This window comes from Ectothiorhodospira mobilis (assembly GCF_900114895.1).
Lineage (GTDB): Bacteria > Pseudomonadota > Gammaproteobacteria > Ectothiorhodospirales > Ectothiorhodospiraceae > Ectothiorhodospira > Ectothiorhodospira mobilis_A.
The window spans coordinates 22,243-39,426 of sequence record NZ_FOUO01000014.1 but is presented as its reverse complement, the minus strand read 5'-3'; the positions used below and the strand labels follow the sequence as shown (position 1 = coordinate 39,426).

16 protein-coding genes are annotated in these 17,184 nt (G+C 69.8%); 7 read left to right on the top strand and 9 right to left on the bottom strand.

Annotated features, from left to right (window positions below):
• The first annotated feature begins 254 nt into the window (after positions 1-254).
• Complete coding sequence (locus tag BM214_RS10045) at positions 255-2,324, top strand: GNAT family N-acetyltransferase (RefSeq protein WP_090486527.1); 2,070 nt, start codon at positions 255-257, stop codon at positions 2,322-2,324.
• Between the two features lie 7 nt (positions 2,325-2,331).
• Here BM214_RS10045 and BM214_RS10040 read toward each other — a convergent pair whose 3' ends face one another.
• From BM214_RS10040 to BM214_RS10030, 3 genes are read right to left on the bottom strand one after another with little or no spacing between them, the layout of a single operon-like run.
• Entirely contained in the window at positions 2,332-3,681 is a 1,350-nt protein-coding gene (locus BM214_RS10040) for an MFS transporter (RefSeq protein ID WP_090486524.1), read from the bottom strand.
• A gap of 40 nt (positions 3,682-3,721) precedes the next feature.
• Positions 3,722-4,798: a homoserine O-succinyltransferase MetA gene (gene metA / locus BM214_RS10035; protein WP_090486521.1), complete on the bottom strand. Its 1,077-nt coding sequence runs from the start codon at positions 4,796-4,798 to the stop codon at positions 3,722-3,724.
• A gap of 33 nt (positions 4,799-4,831) precedes the next feature.
• Complete coding sequence (locus BM214_RS10030; RefSeq protein WP_090486518.1) at positions 4,832-5,680, bottom strand: ATPase; 849 nt, start codon at positions 5,678-5,680, stop codon at positions 4,832-4,834.
• A gap of 120 nt (positions 5,681-5,800) precedes the next feature.
• Between BM214_RS10030 and BM214_RS10025 the strand changes: the two genes are divergently transcribed.
• Positions 5,801-7,747, top strand: coding sequence for an ATP-binding cassette domain-containing protein (locus tag BM214_RS10025; protein ID WP_090486592.1), 1,947 nt, complete (start codon positions 5,801-5,803; stop codon positions 7,745-7,747).
• Positions 7,748-7,775: 28 nt separating this feature from the next.
• Here BM214_RS10025 and BM214_RS10020 read toward each other — a convergent pair whose 3' ends face one another.
• On the bottom strand, positions 7,776-8,318 hold the full coding sequence (locus BM214_RS10020) for a SprT family zinc-dependent metalloprotease (protein WP_090486515.1): 543 nt from the start codon (positions 8,316-8,318) through the stop codon (positions 7,776-7,778).
• A 500-nt stretch (positions 8,319-8,818) separates the two neighbouring features.
• On the opposite strand from BM214_RS10020, the gene BM214_RS10015 reads away from it, so the two are divergent.
• Positions 8,819-9,241: a hypothetical protein gene (locus BM214_RS10015; protein WP_090486512.1), complete on the top strand. Its 423-nt coding sequence runs from the start codon at positions 8,819-8,821 to the stop codon at positions 9,239-9,241.
• Between the two features lie 262 nt (positions 9,242-9,503).
• Positions 9,504-9,710: a transcription antiterminator/RNA stability regulator CspE gene (cspE, locus tag BM214_RS10010; protein WP_090486509.1), complete on the top strand. Its 207-nt coding sequence runs from the start codon at positions 9,504-9,506 to the stop codon at positions 9,708-9,710.
• 134 nt (positions 9,711-9,844) lie between these two features.
• On the opposite strand, the gene BM214_RS10005 is transcribed toward cspE, so the two are convergent.
• Positions 9,845-10,321 (bottom strand): FKBP-type peptidyl-prolyl cis-trans isomerase, encoded by a 477-nt coding sequence (locus tag BM214_RS10005; RefSeq protein WP_090486506.1) that lies wholly within the window; start codon positions 10,319-10,321, stop codon positions 9,845-9,847.
• Positions 10,322-10,421: 100 nt separating this feature from the next.
• Positions 10,422-11,582, bottom strand: a complete 1,161-nt coding sequence (gene rnd, locus BM214_RS10000) for a ribonuclease D (protein ID WP_090486503.1) — start codon at positions 11,580-11,582, stop codon at positions 10,422-10,424.
• A 168-nt stretch (positions 11,583-11,750) separates the two neighbouring features.
• Between rnd and BM214_RS09995 the strand changes: the two genes are divergently transcribed.
• Entirely contained in the window at positions 11,751-12,719 is a 969-nt protein-coding gene (locus tag BM214_RS09995; RefSeq protein WP_090486500.1) for a ChaN family lipoprotein, read from the top strand.
• Positions 12,720-12,728: 9 nt separating this feature from the next.
• Here BM214_RS09995 and mreD read toward each other — a convergent pair whose 3' ends face one another.
• From mreD to BM214_RS09980, 3 genes are read right to left on the bottom strand one after another with little or no spacing between them, the layout of a single operon-like run.
• On the bottom strand, positions 12,729-13,220 hold the full coding sequence (gene mreD, locus BM214_RS09990) for a rod shape-determining protein MreD (RefSeq protein ID WP_090486497.1): 492 nt from the start codon (positions 13,218-13,220) through the stop codon (positions 12,729-12,731).
• Positions 13,213-14,190 (bottom strand): rod shape-determining protein MreC, encoded by a 978-nt coding sequence (mreC, locus tag BM214_RS09985; RefSeq protein WP_090486495.1) that lies wholly within the window; start codon positions 14,188-14,190, stop codon positions 13,213-13,215. Before mreC ends, mreD begins: the two co-directional genes overlap by 8 nt.
• Positions 14,187-15,233: a rod shape-determining protein gene (locus BM214_RS09980; protein WP_090486492.1), complete on the bottom strand. Its 1,047-nt coding sequence runs from the start codon at positions 15,231-15,233 to the stop codon at positions 14,187-14,189. The genes mreC and BM214_RS09980 overlap by 4 nt, the downstream gene beginning before the upstream one ends.
• 125 nt (positions 15,234-15,358) lie before the next feature.
• Between BM214_RS09980 and gatC the strand changes: the two genes are divergently transcribed.
• Both gatC and gatA read left to right on the top strand, forming a co-directional pair.
• Entirely contained in the window at positions 15,359-15,646 is a 288-nt protein-coding gene (gene gatC / locus BM214_RS09975; RefSeq protein ID WP_090486489.1) for an Asp-tRNA(Asn)/Glu-tRNA(Gln) amidotransferase subunit GatC, read from the top strand.
• A gap of 55 nt (positions 15,647-15,701) precedes the next feature.
• Positions 15,702-17,156 (top strand): Asp-tRNA(Asn)/Glu-tRNA(Gln) amidotransferase subunit GatA, encoded by a 1,455-nt coding sequence (gene gatA / locus BM214_RS09970; RefSeq protein WP_090486486.1) that lies wholly within the window; start codon positions 15,702-15,704, stop codon positions 17,154-17,156.
• Positions 17,157-17,184: the final 28 nt, after the last annotated feature.

Genomic DNA, 17,184 nt, shown 5'->3' with positions numbered 1-17,184 from the left:
ACCTCGATGAAAAAGATACACTATGCGCAGGCGTCCGGATGTCGGGTCGCGCACGGAGGCTTGCCCCCGGTGCCACGGGAAACCCGCAACCCCTGCAGGACCGACTATACGCCGCCCCCAGGGCAGAAGCCATAACCGATTCACATTTTTTGTCCCGGGGACGATGAATCGGCCTCTTTCCGACGAACGGTCGATGGCGCCCCCCGGAAACGCCGCATATCCCTTGACCCGCGCCCCGGGATCGGAACCGCCCCATGCCGTCTGACGAGATCCGCCTCCTCCCCGCCGGGGATCCGGCCCACCGCCGCCTGGTCTGGCTGCGCGGCCCGGCAGAGACGGCCCGCGCCCGGGCGGCGGCCTGGTGCCGGCAGCTGGCGCATACGCAGCGGGCCGCCTGGGTGGGGATGGCGCCGCCCGCACACCTGCCCGTATCCGTCTGCCCGCCGCCCCAGGCGGACACCCTCCTGGGGCGCAGTCTGGATGCCCTGGTGTTCGACGCCGCCGAAGGCATCGCCCCCGATGCCCTCGGGGCCGCCGCCGGGGCCCTGTGCGGGGGCGGGGTGCTGTTGCTGATCCTGCCGGTCGCCGGCCTGTCATCCCCCTTCGGCCGGCGCATGCGCCGCATCCTGGAGGCGGCCTTGGAGGCGGCCCCCGGGGACACCCCCCTGCCGCTGCCCGGGACCCCGCCGGGGGCCATCCAGCCCGATCGGGACGGCTGCCTCACCCCGGATCAGCGCCGCGCGGTGGCGGCCCTGGAACGCCTCTCCCGGGGGCGGGGCGGACGCCCCCTGGTGCTCACCGCCGATCGGGGGCGGGGCAAGTCGGCGGCCCTGGGGATCGCCGCCGGACGCCTGCTGGCCCGCGCCCGCCCCGGGGGAAGGCCGCCCCTGCGCATGGTGCTCACCGCGCCGCGCCTGACGGCCGTGGCCCCGGTACTGGAACGGGCGCGGGCGGCCCTGCCGCCGGGGCAGGGCCGCCGGGAGACGGCGCCCCTCACCGGTCCCGGCGGGCACATGGAATACCTGCCCCCGGAGGCCGCCAGCCGGGTCCCGGCGGAACTGGTGCTGGTGGACGAGGCGGGGGGGATCCCGGTGCAGTGGCTGCAGCGCCTGCTGGACGCCCATGGCCGCATCGCCTTCACCACCACGCTGCATGGCTACGAGGGTACGGGCCAGGGCTTTGCCGCCCGCTTTTGCCCCCTGTTGTACCGGCGTTTCCCCGGCACCCGCTTCCTTCACCTGGAGCGGCCGGTGCGCTGGGCGGCGGGGGATCCCCTGGAGGCCCTGCTGGAGCGCCTGCTGCTGCTGGGGGCACGGCCCCGGGAGGTGCCGCCGGTGGCAGAGGGGCGGGTGGAGCGCCTGTCCCCGCAGCGCCTGGCCGGGGACGAGGCCCTGCTGGAGGCGGTGTACGGCCTGCTGGCCCTGGCCCACTACCGTACCCGCCCCTCGGACCTGCAGCGCCTGCTGGAGGATGCGGCCATGGAGACCACGGTGCTGTGGTCGGGAGGGGCGGTGGCGGCCGTGGCCCTGGTGGCTCGGGAGGGGGGGTTGGAGCCGGACCTGTGCCGGCAGGTGTGGGCGGGGCGGCGCCGGCCCCGGGGACACCTGTTGCCGGTGGGGCTGATCCTGCACGGCGGGCTGGCCCCCGATGCGGGGCGGCTGCGCTATCACCGGGTGGTGCGCATCGCCGTGCACCCGGGGTTGCAGGGCCGGGGCCTGGGTGGGCGGCTGCTGGCCGCGGTGGTGCAGCGGGCCGGGGATGCCGGGGCGGATGCCGTGGGGGCCTCCTTCGGCGCGAGCGCGAAATTGCTGGCCTTCTGGCGGGGGCAGGGCTTCGCGCCGGTGCGCGTGGGGGTGAAGCCGGAGGTGAGCAGCGGCGGCTGGGGGGTGACGGTGCTGCGCCCGCTGACCCCCGCCGGGGAGGGGCTGGCCACCGCGGCCCGGCAGCGCTTCGCCCGTGCCCTGGCCCCCCTGCTGGCGGACCCCCTGGCGGGCATGGAACCGGCCCTGGCCGCCGGACTCTGGCGGGGCGCGGCGGTGGCGCCGCCGGACCCGGACCAGGCCCGGGCCCTGGCGGGGTTTGCCCATGACCAGCGCGTCTTCGAGGCCTGCCTGCCGGAACTGGCGGTAGCGGTGCCCTGGGGCCTGTCGGATCCGGCGCGGGCCGCGGCCCTGGATGCGTGTGAGCGGGATGCCCTGGTGATGCGCGTGCTGCAGCACCGGGACTGGGACGCGGTGGCACGGCATGCACGGGTGCACGGCCGCCGTGGCGTCATCCGCCTGCTGCGCGGGGCCCTGGCGCGCTGGTTGCCGCCGCCCGGGTGAACCGTTTTCAGTCCTGCTGCACCTCCCCCAGACGCGCGGCGCTGACGGCCCCCGCCAGGGCGAGGAGCGACAGCGCCAGGATGGCCGTGGCGGTGCCCGCCAGCTGGGCCACCAGGCCGAAGACCCCTCCCGCCAGCAGCAGGATCCCGATGACGGTATTGCTCACGGCGGTGTAGGCGGCGCGGGTCTCGGTGGTGGCCATGTCCACCAGGTAGGTCTTGCGCCCCAGGCGCACACCGGCGTGGGCGATGCCCATGATCAGCAAAAAGGCGGCGAAGGCCCAGGGGCTGAGGGCCCAGGGCACCCCCAGGTTCACCAGCAGGAAGACCGCGACCCCGAGCACTCCCGCCAGGGTGCCGGCGGCCATGAGCACGCGGCGGCTGGAGCGGTCGGAGAGGCGGCCCCAGATGGGGGCGCTCAGGGTCCCCGCCAGTCCCGTGGCCAGGATCAGCAGCCCCAGGTCCGCAAGACCGCCGTCCCCCTGCTGCTGCGCCAGCATGACGTAGAAGGGCTGGGCCAGGGCCGTGCTCATGAGCAGGGCGCGGGTGAGGACGAAACGCCGGAAGGGGGCATCCGTACGCAACAGGCCCAGGGAGCGCAGACTTTCGGTGAGGGCGTTGCCGCCGCCCCCGGTGGCCCCGGGCTCCTCCTGCAGTGTGGTGAAGACGGCCGCCGCCAGCAGCCACAGGGCGGCCGCCGCCAGCAGCAGGACCGCGAAGAATCCCGCATCGGCATCGGCACCGCCCTGCAGGGTGAGCCATAGCCCCAGCAGCAGGGTGACGGCCCCGGCGGCGGCGGAGGCGTAGCCCATGAGGGTGCCGCGGCGCTGCTTGCTGATGGTCTTGCCCAGTACGTCCTTGGAGGCCACGGAGCTCATGCCCCGGGCCAGGGCGAACACCACCGTGAGGGCGACGAGGACCCAGCCGGCGGCGGCCCCGGTGAGGGTGAGGGCGGTCAGGCCCATGCCCGCCACCGCCAGGGCCTGGCCGATGCTGCCCCAGATCCAGAACCACTTGCGCACCGGGGCGTGGCGGATGAAGGCGGCCACCAGCAACTGGGGCATGAGGGCCCCCGCCTCGCGGATGGGCACCAGCAGGCCCGCCAGGGCCGCCGGTGCCCCCAGGGCCGCCATGAGCCAGGCCAGTACCAGTTTGGCGCTGGCCAGCTCGTCGCCGATCTTGGTGGCGGTGTTGGAGATCAGGTGGATAAAGAAGCTGGCCGGCTGCACACGGCAGGCGGATTCGGGGATGTCCTTGCAGACGCGGGCATCCTCGTCGCCGGTGATGGCCTCGTAGAGCTCCACCACCGGCCGCGGCGGATGGGGGGGATGGGGGGCGTGGGCGGTGGTGTCCGTCATGGCGCTTGCTGCGGGTTCCTTGTGGGTTGGGGGACGGGGTTCAGGCGCCGTGCCGCCGTCCCAGGGGGTCCTGGGGATCCACCTCGTCGCGGAAGGGCTTCTTGCGGTCGATGTGGGTGGACTGGTAGACGTTGCCGATCCAGTTGTTGATCACCGCCTCGGCGGTGTCGTGCCAGGTGTTGTCCAGTTGCTCGATGAGCAGCCCCTCGGGGAATTCCGACGGGGTCTCCCCCCGGGCCAGGGCGCAGTTCAGCAGCTCCCGGTATTCCTCCAGGATGGCTTCGCCCTTGAGGGTGAAGTAGTTCTGCACGATGGGCGGGTAGTCCGGACGGCCGCCCTCGGCGTAGCGGCGCACCTCCCGCTTGTATTCCTTGAGCAGGCTGATGATGTCGTACTCCGGATGCCCCTGGAAGAAGACGATGCGGAACTGGTCCTCGCTTACCGCCAGGTGCACCCCGGCCTCCTCGCTCTCCACCAGCACCTTCAGCCCGGCGGCCTCGAACTGCTCCCGGGAGATCTCGTTGAAGCGGGAATGGGGGACGTCGAATCGGGTGTTCACCCCCGCCACCAGGGGGTGGGCCCGATCCACCACCCGATGGGGATAGACCCCCCAGCGCTTGAAGCCCAGGGGCCGGCGGGTCTGTCCGTAGCGGAACTGCATCACCGCATGGGTGGCCAGGCAGGAGCACAGGGTGGAGGTGACGTTCTCGTAGGCCCAGTCGATCACCTCGATCAGGGGCTCCCAGAAGGGCTCCAGGGACAGGTCCACCTGGGTGACGTTGGCGCCGGTGATGATCAGGGCGTCCAGGCCCTCTTCCTGGATCTTCTCCCAGGGTTCGTAGAAGCGCTGCACGTGTTCCCGGCCCTTGGGGCCCCGTTCCAGGGCGTCCAGGGTGAAGGGGTGGAGGTAGAACTGGGCAATCTGGTTGCTCTCCCCCACCAGCCGGAAGAACTGGCGCTCCGTGGCCGCCAGGGCGGCGTCCGGCATCATGTTCAGCAGGCCGATGTGCATGGCGCGGATGTCCTGGCGCAGGGCGTAGTCCCCCGTGAGGACGGTCTGGCCCTCCTGCTTCAGGCGCTGGAAGGTGGGTAGCGGGGTGTGGGCGACAAGGGGCATGGTGTGGATCCGGTCTGGGGTCGGGGCGGCCGTTCAGTCCGGCCGCCGTTCCAGGGCCAGCTCGATCAGCTGGTTGAACTGGGCCTCGTTGCGCACCCGGGCCAGTTCATCGGTGGTGATGGTGTAGCCGTACTGCTCCGCCAGGCGCTCGTAGCGGGGCAGGCGGTCGCGGAACAGGCGCGGGAACATCCAGCGCACGAAGGCGTCCGGGTCGATCTGGGCCACGTAGTCCAGGTGGTTCTCCCGGAGATAGATGTCCAGTTCCCGGTCCAGGAAGTCCTCCCGGTAGAACAGGGGTTTGGGGCTTTCCTCCGCCCGTTGCATCAGTTGCTGCTCATCCCGTTCCGTGGCCTTGATGTAGATGATCAGGGAGTGCTCCGCCAGCAGTTCCATGACCCCGGGGTCCTCCAGCTCGCAGACGCTGCCGCCGGCGTCGTTGACCACATGGTCGTAGCCGTAGATCTCGTGGGCCTTGCGGATGAACTCGGGCACATCGCGCATGGCCGCCACCTCGGCGTCGTGGTGCAGGCGCTGGCGGCGCTTGAATTCCTTCAGGGAGAGCCCGCCCCGCTCCGGGTTGCCCAGCTTGCCCAGGAAACTGGATACCGGCTGCAGGTTGTCCACGGAGAGGTTGTTCACGATGCTGATGGAGTCCGAGCGCAGCAGGTCCCGCAGGAACTCGATATGCATCACCTGGCGCTTGATGTTGTCCAGGATGGGCTCGTCCAGGTACCGGCTGCCGATGCGGTAGTCGCCGGAGAAGTGGAACCAGTGGGCGCGGCGCAGCAGATGGGCGAGCCGCGTCTTGCCCACACCGGACATCCCCAGCAGGGTGATGCACTTGTTTCTCCACAGCCGGTATTCGGAAGGCGTGAGTTTCACGGGGTGGTTCCGTCGCAATGGGATATGCGGGCATTTTAACAGGTTGCCCGCATCCCTCCGCGAGGCCCGGGCCGCCCTCGGGTTACAATGGGCGTCCAGTTCATCATCCCGGATCCCGTCATGCCGTCACTGGTCCTGCGCAACATCCAGCTCAGCCATGGTCATCCGCCCCTGCTGGACGGGGTGGACCTGAGCATCGAGCCGGGGGAGCGGGTCTGCCTGGTGGGCCGCAACGGCGCCGGCAAGTCCACCCTGATGCGCGTCATCAGCGGCGAGATCCCCCCTGATGATGGCCAGATCGAGCGCGGCGAAGGCCTGCGGGTGGCCCGGCTGGAACAGGCCGTGCCCGGGGGGCTGGAGGGCAGCGTCTTCGACGTGGTGGCCGATGGCCTGGGGGCCCTGGGGGCGCTGGTGCGGCGCTACCACCAACTGGTGCGGGCCATGGAGCAGGGGGCCGACGCGGCCCAGCTCTCCGCCCTGGAACGCTGCCAGAACGAACTGGAGGCCGCCGACGGCTGGAACCGGGAGCAACGGGTGGAGATGGTGCTCTCGCGCCTGGGACTGGACCCGGAGGCGACATTCTCCGCCCTCTCCGGGGGGCTCAAGCGCCGCGTCCTGCTGGCCCGGGCCCTGGTGACGGAGCCGGACCTGCTGCTGCTGGACGAGCCCACCAACCACCTGGACGTGGAGGCCATCGAGTGGCTGGAATCCTTCCTGCTGGGGTTCGAGGGCAGCCTGCTGTTTATCACCCACGACCGCGCCTTCCTGCGCCGCCTGGCCACCCGCATCGTGGAACTGGACCGGGGACACCTCACCAGCTGGCCCGGGGACTACGACACCTATCTGCGGCGCAAGGCCGAGGCCCTGGAGGCGGAGGCGCGCCAGAACGAGCGTTTCGACAAGAAGCTGGCCCAGGAGGAGGCCTGGATCCGCCAGGGCATCAAGGCCCGCCGCACCCGCAACGAGGGCCGGGTGCGGGCCCTGAAGGCCCTGCGGGCCGAGCGCGCCGAGCGCCGTGAGCGTCAGGGCAGCGCCCGGCTCACCCTGCAGTCCGCCGGGGATACCGGGCGCATGGTGGTGGAGGCGGAGGGGGTGTCCTTCGGTTTCGAAGGCAAACCGGTGATCCGGGACTTCTCCACCCTCATCCTGCGGGGGGACAAGGTGGGTATCCTCGGTCCCAACGGCGCGGGCAAGACCACCCTGCTGCGCCTGCTGTTGGGCCAGCTGGAGCCCGATGCCGGCCACATCCGCCGCGGCACCCGCCTGGAGGTGGCCTATTTCGACCAGCACCGCGCCGCCCTGGACGAGGAGGCCAGCGTCGTAGACAACGTGGGGGAGGGCCGCGACCGCATCGACGTAGGCGGGGAGAGCCGCCATGTGCTCTCCTACCTGCAGGATTTCCTGTTCGAGCCCGCCCGGGCCCGGCAGCCGGTGAAGGCCCTCTCCGGCGGCGAGCGCAACCGCCTGCTCCTGGCCAAGCTCTTCATCCGTCCCGCCAATGTCCTGGTGCTGGACGAACCCACCAACGACCTGGACGCCGAGACCCTGGAGATGCTGGAGGCCCGGGTGGTGGAGTTCCCGGGCACGGTGCTGGTGGTGAGCCACGACCGGGCCTTTCTCGACAATGTGGCCACCAGCGTCCTCGCCTGGGCCGGCGACGGGCGTTTCGAGGAATCCGTGGGGGGGTACAGTGACTGGGTGCGCCAGCGCGCCCGCAGCGCCGGCAAGGCCCCGTCGCCCCCCGAGGGGAACGGCGGGGCCCCTGCCGCCAAGGCCCCCCCGGGTGGGGATGCCGCCGGGAAGGAGGCAACCCCCGCAGGCCAGGCCCCGCGCCGCCCGGCGCAGAAGCTCAGTTACAAGGACCAGCGGGAACTGGAGGCCCTGCCGGGGCGCATCGAGGCCCTGGAGACGGAACTGGCCGCCCTGCAGCAGACCCTGGGGGACCCGGCCTTCTATCAACGCCCCCGGGAGGAGATCACCGCCACCCAGGCGGCCATGGAGGAGAAGGAGCGGGCCCTGGCCGAGGCCTACGCCCGCTGGGAGGCCCTGGAGGAGGGCGGCGGCTGAATCGGCGCCTTCGCCCCCCCTTGGGCCCTCAGGCCGCGTCCTCCGGCAGCTCCGCCTCCGGGGCGTAGACCAGGGTCTGGCCGCAGCGGCGGCAGTAGTAGATCCGTTCCCCCGACTGGGCGGAGCGGTGCCGCCGGGCCCCCAGGGCGTACACCTGACAGCCACAGCGGTAGGCATAGCGCCGTGTGCGGCGCACCGGCACCCCCCTGAGGTCGGAGTCGTGGGTCACCCGCGGCTCGAATCCCAGCCATTGCATCACCTCCCGCCATTCCGGCCCGTGGGGGCGGCGCCGGTCCCGCCCCAGGCCGAAACGCCGGTAGATGATGCTGTGGGCCACCTCGTGGGCCACCGTATCGGGGAACTGCCGTGCCCAGTCCATGGCGAAGAGATGGGCATTGAAGCGCAGGGCCTCTTCCCCGCGCAGCACCCGCCACTGGCCTGCGGCCCGGCCGCGCAGATCGAAGCGCACCGCCGGCGGGGCCGGGTCCACCCCGTAATGGGGCCCTGCCCTGCGGTAGAACGCCTGTACGGCATCGCGGATGGCCTGCTGCTGTGCGTCGTCGAGGGGCATCGGTTCGTGTGCTGGCGGGATGTCTTGCGGAATCGGGAGCGGTGATTCTGAACGCCCGTCCCGGGAGACGCAATGCAGGGTCCTGTGTCCCCGGTCGGGTTGCAGGACTTTGCGTCATTCCTTTCTCCATGTAGTCCCATAAGGGCATCCCGGTTCAGAGGGTTTTTGTTTCCAGGCCGCAAAGCGATGCCCCAAAAGGCGCTGCGCATCCATTGTTTTTATTGTTCATGCGTGCGCCGGGGTTCCCCGTGTCCATATCCTTTTTGAATCGACTTTGACATTGTATGATTTCTCGCCAAAAATAAAATGGATCGTGTTTTTGCTGTAGGACGTAGGCATGGTAATGCGAATCATCGCCCCTGGCTGATGCGGTTGATTTTCCCGGCAGTGGGCCATAGGGAATACGATGGCGAATGCGCCGGGTGAAATGTATTTCCGGGGAGACCTTCCGGTCTGCGTTCTGCGTCTTTCACGAAGGATCCATGGGGAGATAGACAGATATGAATCAGGCATTGGAGAATCTTTCGGCCCAGGAACTCTACGAACTGGCCCGCCGCCGTGAGGAAGAGGAACGGGAAAAGATCGAGCAGGAACGGCGGGAGAAGTTGGAGGAGCTCATGGCCCAGCGCCGCGAGATGGTGGCCCGGCACAAGGCCGAGCTGGCGGCCCTGGACAAGGAGATCAAACGCCTCGGGGGCGGCCGCAGGCGGTCCCCCGCCCGCCGCGCCAATGGCAGCAGCACCAATCTCAGCCGCAAGGTGGTGGAGCTGCTGCAGGAGAAGGGGGAGATGAACACCCGGCAGATCAGGGCGGAGCTGGAGTCCCGTGGGCTGGAGGCCCGCAACATCAGCCAGACCCTTTCCTATCTCAAGCGCCAGGGCCGCCTGCAGAACCGGGGTCGTGGTGTCTACGGGCCGCTGTGAACCCCTTCGGCAGCGCCATGGCGGCGCTTGCCGGGAAAAATTCCCTTGCCGGCTAATACGATGAAAAGAAAGGGAAAACGATGGCTGGGAAGGGGTTTTCCGGGGGGGGCGGTCCCCGCTGTCCCGCTTCTGCTATGGCATGACGGACCCGAAGCGGCTAGACTGCATCGCGTGTAGCGGAATGAGTTGTGCGTTTTACGTCGGCACAGGCACGCTGCATGGAGCTGTATTCATCTGAAAGAGAAGATTGAGGTTAGGATTCATGTCTACCGGTACTGTGAAGTGGTTCAACGAAACGAAGGGCTTCGGGTTTATCGCCCCTGCGGATGGCGGTGCCGACGTGTTCGTGCATTACTCGGCGATCCAGGCCGACGGTTTCAAGACCCTGGCCGAGGGCCAGCGGGTGAACTACGAAGTGCAGCAGGGTCCCAAGGGCCTGCAGGCGGTCAATGTCACGGTGGAAGGCTGAGCACGGTCTTCGCCGCAACCGCAAGGGATTGAAAAAAACGAGGGAATGAAAAAGGGCCCCGCCGCAAGGCGGGGCCCTTTTTGATTGGGGATGGAGGACCGTTGCGGCCCCTGACACACGGGTTGTGTCGGTTGTCAGCCTTCGTCCGCGTGCACGTGGCCGTGGGACACCTCTTCCTCGCTGGCCTCACGAATGCCCCGCACCTTCACATCGAAGTTGAGCGGGGTGCCGGCCAGGGGATGGTTGGCATCGATCACCACATCGTCGCCGTTGATGGCGGTGATGGTCACGATCTGGGCACCCCCGTTCTCGGTGCCCGCCTGGAACTGCATGCCCACCGCCAGCTCATCCACGCCCTGGAACTGGTCGCGGTGGAGGGTATGGATCATCTCCTCATCGCGTTCGCCGTAGGCATCGGCCGGCTCCACCCGTACCTGCACCTGCTCGCCTTCCTCTTTCCCCTCCAGGGCCTGTTCCAGGCCCGGGATGATGTTGCCCGCCCCGTGGAGATAGTCCAGGGGGCCCCGTTCGGAGGAATCGTCGATCACCCGGCCTTCGTCATCGGTGAGCTTGTAATCGATGCTCACCACCTTGTTGCTGCCGATCTGCATGCGGCCGTGCCTCCAACTGCTCTTTTTGAATGAGCGGCCAGTCTAACCCGCATGGGGACCGTAGTTCACCATCCGTTGGGTCGATTGCCCCCATACGGGATCAATGACGGGGGGTGACCGTGAGGGCGCCCGAGGCCACCTCCAGTCGGGTCTCGCCCCGCAGCCAGGCATGCAGGGCATCCCCCGCCAGGCGGGCCCGCCAGCCCCGTAACAGCGGTGAGCGGGGGTCTCCCGCCACCAGGGCCTCCAGATCCCTGCGGGTGGCGATGGCCGCGGGGCTGATGTCGTTGGCCAGGGCCTGGTGGCGCAGCAGCCCCATGGCCACGTCCACCAGGGCCTCCTGTTGGGCATCCGGGCGGCCGCCGCGGGACGGCGGGGTGGGGCAGTCTTCCTGGGGGCGCGCCATCGCCCCGCGGATCAGACCCAGCAGGGTCTCGCCGTGGCGCTGTACCGTGGCCTCCGCCAGGCCGCGCACCTTCGCCAGGGTCTGGAGGTCTTGGGGCTGGCGGCGGGCCAGATCCAGGATCACCTCGTCCTGCAGCAGCCAGCGACGGGGGCGGTCGCAGCGCATGGCCTCCTGCTCGCGCCAGCGGGCCAGGTCCTGCACCACCGCCATCTGGCGGGGCCGGCGCAGGGTGTTGAGCCCCTTGACCCGCTGCCAGATCGTCTCCGGGTCCGGCCGGTAGCTGCCGGCATCCTCCAGGCGGCGGAAGTCCTCTTCCAGCCAGGCCAGGCGCCCCTTGGCCTCCAGGGCCTCGCGCATGCGCGGATAGGCCTGGGCCAGGTACCGCACGTCATCCGCGGCGTAGCGCAGCTGCTCCGGTTCCAGGGGGCGGCGGCTCCAGTCGGTGCGGGAATGCCCCTTCTCCAGCTCCACCCCCAGCACCGCCTGGATCAGACGGCCATAGCCGATCTGGTCCCCGTGCCCCAGAAGCGCCGCCGCCACCTGGGTGTCGAAGACGGGGGTGGGGACGCGACCATCCCGGTGGAAGAAGATCTCCAGGTCCTGGGCACCGGCATGCAGCACCTTGAGGATGGCCGGATCCTGGAGCAGGGCGGTCAGGGGGGCGAGGTCCTTAAGGGCCAGGGGGTCGATGCAGGCCACCTCCTCCTCGGTGGCCACCTGCACCAGGCAGAGGCGCGGGTAATAGGTCTTCTCCCGCAAAAATTCCGTGTCCAGGGCGATCCACGGGGCCTTCTGCAGGCGGGCGCAGAGGGCCTGGAGGGCGCCTCCTTGGTCGATGAACCGGGGGGCTTCCATGTTCAGCGCCTCCCGGTGGGGCAGACGGTGCCTTTAGGGGCAGGGGGGATGGGCGGTGTCATGGGGACTCCGGCGGGTCTGGGTGGGTGTGGCCGGGCCGCTTGACCGTCCCGGCGGGCGGGCGACAGTATACCGTCCACCGCCCCCCGTACCAGCCCCGGAGGCCCCATGTCCCGCAGACCCCTCGCCCTGTTCGCGGCTGTCGCATTGGCGGCGATCCTGGCGCTGCAGCCCGCACCGGCCAGTGAATGGGAGGCCCCGCATCTGCAGGATCATCCCCTGGTGGGCCGCATCTGGTCCGTGGAGCAGGCTCGGACCCTGTCCCGGGAGGACCTGCGCCGGCACCTGCAGGGTGCCGCGTACGTGCTCCTGGGGGAGGTGCACGACAACCCGGACCATCACCGTCTCCACGGCCAGGTCCTGCAATGGCTTGCCCGGGGGGCGGGGGAAGGGCCCGGCGTGGCCTTCGAGATCTTCGACCGGGAGCAGCAGCCGCGGATCGAGCGCATGCGCGCCGAGGGGGTGCGGGAGGCCGAGCGCCTGGGACGGGAACTGGAGGTGGCGGCACGCCATTGGCCCTGGCCCCTGTACCGCCCCCTGGTGCAGTGGGTCCTGGATCACGATCGGCCCCTGGTGGCGGCCAACCTGTCCGCACCCCGGGCGGCGCGCATCGCCCGGGAGGGGGCGGAGGCGGTGCTGGGTGCGGAGGCGGTCCATCGGCTGGGTCTGGACCGGCCCCTGCCGGCCGCCGGCCGGCAGTTGGTACAGGACATCCAGGAGGCCCACTGCGGCTATCTGCCCACGCATCGGGTGGGCGGCATGGTGCAGGCCCAACGGGCCCGGGACGCGGTCATGGCCCAGTCCCTGCAAACCCTGGCGGTCCGGCCCGCCGTGCTCATCGCCGGTAACGGTCATGTCCGTCGCGACTACGGGGTGCCGTTCTATCTGCCCGGGGACGGGGTGCTGAGCCTGGGCTTCCTGGAGGTCTCCGAAGACCGCAGACGCATGGCCAATTACGGCGATACCCTGCAGGGGCGGTACGATATCGTCTGGTTCACGCCGCGGGTGCGCGTCACCGACCCCTGCGAGGCGTTTCGCCAGCAGTTGGAGGGCATGGGCCAGGAGCCGGGTGGTTGAGTGCCGGCCTCAGGCCAGCTGGGGGCACCAGCGCCGGCGTACCCCCCGCAGCAGGACAAAGACCAGGGGCCAGCAGGGGATGCTGGTGAGCAGGGGGGCCCAGTAGCGCCAGGTGCCGGGTTCATGACCGGTGATGCCATCCACCCACAGGATCACCAGCAGGTACAGGGCCAGCATCCCCCCCACCGTGATGGCCTGTTGCCACAGGGGGGCGAAGCGCACCTGCTGGTGCAGGCGGATGGCGATCCAGGCGATGAGGGCCAGGGCCAGGGCGTGCTGTCCCAGTAGGGCCCCCCGGGCCACGTCCAGCAGCAGGCCGGCGATCCAGGCCGTGCCCACGCCCACGCGGCGGGGCAGGGCCATGTTCCAGTAGAGCACGGCCATGGCCAGCCACTCCGGGCGCCAGGGGCTGAGCCATTCCGGCAGGGGCATGATCATGAGCCCCAGGGCCAGGACCAGGGTGGCCGGGATGGCGAGCAGCGGTGCGGCCGGGTTAGGCATCGCCTTCTCCTTGCCCTTGCGGTTCACCCCCCTGCGGATCCGCCTCGGTGGGTGGGGCAGATCCCGGTTGCGGGGTGCGGGCCGGGGAGGCCCCCTCCAATGACGGCTCCGGGGCCTGTTCCTGCCGCCGGCTCCACAGCAGCAGCACCTCCCGGGAACGGTCGAGGCGGGCCAGGGGGCGGGCCTGGACCACGGCGAATTCCGCCCCCTCGGGGCGTTCCACATGCACCACCTGGGCCACGGGGTAGTCCGCCGGGAAGCGCCCGCCCAGGCCGGAGGTGAGCACCATATCCCCCACGCGCACGTCTTCACTGGGGGGGATGAAGCGCAGTTCCAGGCGTTTGGGATTGCCCGTGCCCATGGCCAGGGTGCGCAGTCCCGTGCGCTGGATGCGCACCGGGAGGGCATGACTGGGGTCGGAGATGAGCAGGGCGATGCTGTGCATCGGGTGCACCTCCAGCACCTGTCCCACCACCCCCTGGGCATTGATCAGCGGTTGTCCCGGATAGACGTCGTGCACCCGGCCCTTGTCCAGCACCACCTGTTGGCGGAAGGGGTCCAGGTCCACGGACAGGAGTTCGGCGATCACCACCTCCTCGCGCACCCGGGACGAGGTGTCCAGCAGGGCCCGCAGGCGGGCGTTCTCCGCCTGCAGTGCCTCGAAGCGCAGCATCCGCCCCTGCAGGCGCAGGTTCTCCGCCCGCAGGCGGGCGTTGCGGGCGATGAGGGTCTGATGCGTGGTGAACTGCTCGGAGGTCCAGCGGCCGATGCGCAGCGGCAGGTCCGCGGCGTATTGCACGGGATAGACCAGGGTGGCCAGGGCGGAGCGCAACTCCTGGAGGTGCTGGTGACGATGGTCCAGGGTCATGAGGACCAGGGAAAGGGCGGCACAGAGGACCAGCCGTAACGCCGGGGAGGGCCCCAGGTTAAAGAGCGGCTGTTTGATGGCGGATCCTCCTCCCGGCGTTATTCAAGCGACAGGAAGTCGGTCCCGTGTTCGTCGATCATCTCCAGTACCTTGCCCCCGCCCCGGGCGACGCAGGTGAGGGGGTCGTCGGCCACCACCACGGGGATGCCCGTCTCCTCCATGAGCAGGCGGTCCAGGTCCCGCAGCAGGGCGCCGCCGCCGGTGAGGACGATGCCGCGTTCGGCCACGTCCGAACCCAGTTCCGGCGGGGTCTGTTCCAGGGCGGTGCGCACGGCGCTGACGATGCCGTGCAGGGGTTCCTGCAGGGCCTCCAGGATCTCGTTGCTGTTGAGGGTGAAGGCGCGGGGGACCCCCTCGGCCAGGTTGCGGCCCTTGACCTCGATCTCCTCCAGTTCCTTGCCCGGATAGGCGGAACCGATCTCGTGCTTGATGCGCTCGGCGGTGGCCTCGCCGATGAGGATGCCGTAGTTGCGGCGCACATAGGCGGTGATGGCGTCGTCGAAGGTGTCGCCGCCGATGCGCACCGAGGCGGAGTAGACGATGCCGTTGAGGGACATCACCGCCACCTCGGAGGTGCCGCCGCCGATGTCCAGGACCATGGAGCCCCGTGCCTCGTCCACCGGGATGCCGGAGCCGATGGCGGCGGCCATGGGCTCCTCCATGAGATAGACGCGGCGGGCGCCGGCGCCGGCGGCGGACTCACGGATGGCGCGGCGTTCTACCTGGGTGGCGCCGCAGGGCACGCACACCAGCACCCGCGGGCTGGGGCGGAACATGCGATGGTGGTGCACCTTGCGGATGAAGTGCTGCAGCATCTTCTCCGTGGTGGTGAAGTCGGCGATGACGCCGTCCTTCATGGGGCGGATGGCCTGGATGTTCTCGGGGGTGCGGCCGATCATCTTCTTGGCGGCGATGCCCACGGCCTCCACGGAACGCGGCCCGCCCGGCCCCCGGTCCTGGCGGATGGCCACCACCGACGGTTCGTTGAGGACGATCCCCTTGCCCCGCATGTAGATCAGCGTGTTGGCAGTTCCGAGATCGATGGAGATGTCGTTGGAGAGAAGACCGAGGATGCGGCTGAGCATGGGATCCGGTGTGGCGACGCCTGCGAAAGCGGTAACTCTAGCAATGCCGCTACGCTTTGGGCAAGGCGGGACTTGTGCTACGTTATCCCGCCTGTCCAGCCCTTGAGCACGTTCGGAGCATTTCCATGTCCCTGTCCCGCGACGAAGTGGAGAAGATCGCCCATCTGGCCCGCTTGGCGGTGCGCCCGGAGGACCTGGAGGGCTACGCCCGGGAACTGTCCGGGATCCTGGCCTTCGTGGAGCAGATGGACGCGGCGGATACCGAAGGCGTGACCCCCATGGCCCATCCGGTGGAGGCCTCCCAGCGGCTGCGCCCGGACGAACCCAACGAGCCCGACCGGCGCGACCGGTTCCAGGCCATCGCCCCGGCCGTGGAGGCGGGCCTGTACCTGGTGCCCCGGGTGATCGAGTGAGGGCACCGCCCAGGGTGTGACCCCGACGACCCCAGCCCCGACAACGGAACGACCCATGCACGAGAAGACCATCGCCGAACTCGCCGCCGCCCTCCAGGCCAGGGAGGTCTCCAGTGTCGAGCTCACCGAACACTACCTGCGGCGCATCGAGACCCTGGACGATGCCCTCAACGGCTACATCACCGTCACCGCGGAACAGGCCCTGGAGGCCGCCCGCGCGGCGGACGACGCCCGCGCCCAGGGCCGGGCCGGGGCGCTCACCGGTGTGCCCATGGCCCACAAGGACATCTTCTGCACGGAAGGGGTGCGCACCAGCTGCGGTTCGCGCATGCTGGACAACTTCGTTGCCCCCTATGACGCCGGTGTGGTGGAGCGTTTCAAGGCCGCCGGCTGCCCCGTGCTGGGCAAGACCAACATGGACGAGTTCGCCATGGGCTCCTCCAACGAGACCAGCTACTACGGCCCGGTGAGAAACCCCTGGGACACGGAACGGGTCCCGGGGGGCTCCTCCGGCGGCTCCGCCGCCGTGGTGGCGGCCCGGCTGGCCCCCGGGGCCACCGGCACCGATACCGGCGGTTCCATCCGCCAGCCGGCGGCCCTCACCGGCATCACCGGCCTCAAGCCCACCTACGGGCGGGTCTCCCGCTGGGGCATGGTGGCCTTCGCCTCCAGCCTGGACCAGGGCGGCCCCATGGCCCGCACCGCCGAGGATTGCGCCCTGCTGCTCAACGTCATGGCGGGCTTCGACCGGCGCGACTCCACCAGCCTGGAGCGCCCCGAGGAGAATTTCACGGCGGCCCTGGACCGTCCCGTCAAGGGCCTGCGCGTGGGCCTGCCGAAACCCTTCTTCGGCGAGGGCATGGCCCCGGGTGTGGCCCGGGTGCTGGAGGAGGCCATCGACCACTACAAGGGCCTGGGGGTGGAGTTTCGTGAGGTGGACCTGCCCAACGCGGGGCTGGCCGTGCCCGCCTACTATGTGGTGGCCCCGGCGGAGTGCTCCTCCAACCTGGCCCGCTTCGATGGTGTGCGTTTCGGCTACCGCTGCGAGGACCCCAAGGACCTGCTGGATCTCTACACCCGCAGCCGCGGCGAGGGCTTCGGCGCCGAGGTGAAACGGCGCATCATGGTGGGCACCTACGCCCTCTCCGCCGGTTACTTCGACGCCTACTACCTCAAGGCGCAGAAGATCCGCCGCCTCATCGCCGACGACTTCGCCCGCGCCTTCCAGGAGGTGGATGTCCTGTTGGGGCCCACCACCCCGGACACCGCCTTCCGCATCGGCGAGAAGACGGACGATCCGGTGAGCATGTATCTCTCGGACATCTACACCATCGCCGTGAACCTGGCCGGGCTTCCGGGCATGTCCCTGCCCGCTGGCCTGGCCGACGGATTGCCCGTGGGGATGCAGCTCATCGGTAACTACTTCGACGAGGCGCGCCTCCTGGGGATGGCCCATCAGTACCAGATGGGCACCGAGTGGCACCGCATGGCGCCGGGCGGCTTCAAGTAAGCCGCCTCCACGAACACGACTCCTCACC

Bases quoted from the DNA above. Each gene is read 5' to 3' on its own strand.
- BM214_RS10040 (WP_090486524.1), bottom strand. From the start codon at position 3,681: ATGACGGACACCACCGCCCACGCCCCCCATCCCCCCCATCCGCCGCGG.
- BM214_RS10045 (WP_090486527.1), top strand. From the start codon at position 255: ATGCCGTCTGACGAGATCCGCCTCCTCCCCGCCGGGGATCCGGCCCAC.
- metA (WP_090486521.1), bottom strand. From the start codon at position 4,798: ATGCCCCTTGTCGCCCACACCCCGCTACCCACCTTCCAGCGCCTGAAG.
- cspE (WP_090486509.1), top strand. From the start codon at position 9,504: ATGTCTACCGGTACTGTGAAGTGGTTCAACGAAACGAAGGGCTTCGGG.
- rnd (WP_090486503.1), bottom strand. From the start codon at position 11,582: ATGGAAGCCCCCCGGTTCATCGACCAAGGAGGCGCCCTCCAGGCCCTC.
- mreD (WP_090486497.1), bottom strand. From the start codon at position 13,220: ATGCCTAACCCGGCCGCACCGCTGCTCGCCATCCCGGCCACCCTGGTC.
- BM214_RS10020 (WP_090486515.1), bottom strand. From the start codon at position 8,318: ATGCCCCTCGACGACGCACAGCAGCAGGCCATCCGCGATGCCGTACAG.
- BM214_RS09980 (WP_090486492.1), bottom strand. From the start codon at position 15,233: ATGCTCAGCCGCATCCTCGGTCTTCTCTCCAACGACATCTCCATCGAT.
- BM214_RS10005 (WP_090486506.1), bottom strand. From the start codon at position 10,321: ATGCAGATCGGCAGCAACAAGGTGGTGAGCATCGATTACAAGCTCACC.
- BM214_RS09995 (WP_090486500.1), top strand. From the start codon at position 11,751: ATGTCCCGCAGACCCCTCGCCCTGTTCGCGGCTGTCGCATTGGCGGCG.
- gatA (WP_090486486.1), top strand. From the start codon at position 15,702: ATGCACGAGAAGACCATCGCCGAACTCGCCGCCGCCCTCCAGGCCAGG.
- BM214_RS10015 (WP_090486512.1), top strand. From the start codon at position 8,819: ATGAATCAGGCATTGGAGAATCTTTCGGCCCAGGAACTCTACGAACTG.
- BM214_RS10025 (WP_090486592.1), top strand. From the start codon at position 5,801: ATGCCGTCACTGGTCCTGCGCAACATCCAGCTCAGCCATGGTCATCCG.
- gatC (WP_090486489.1), top strand. From the start codon at position 15,359: ATGTCCCTGTCCCGCGACGAAGTGGAGAAGATCGCCCATCTGGCCCGC.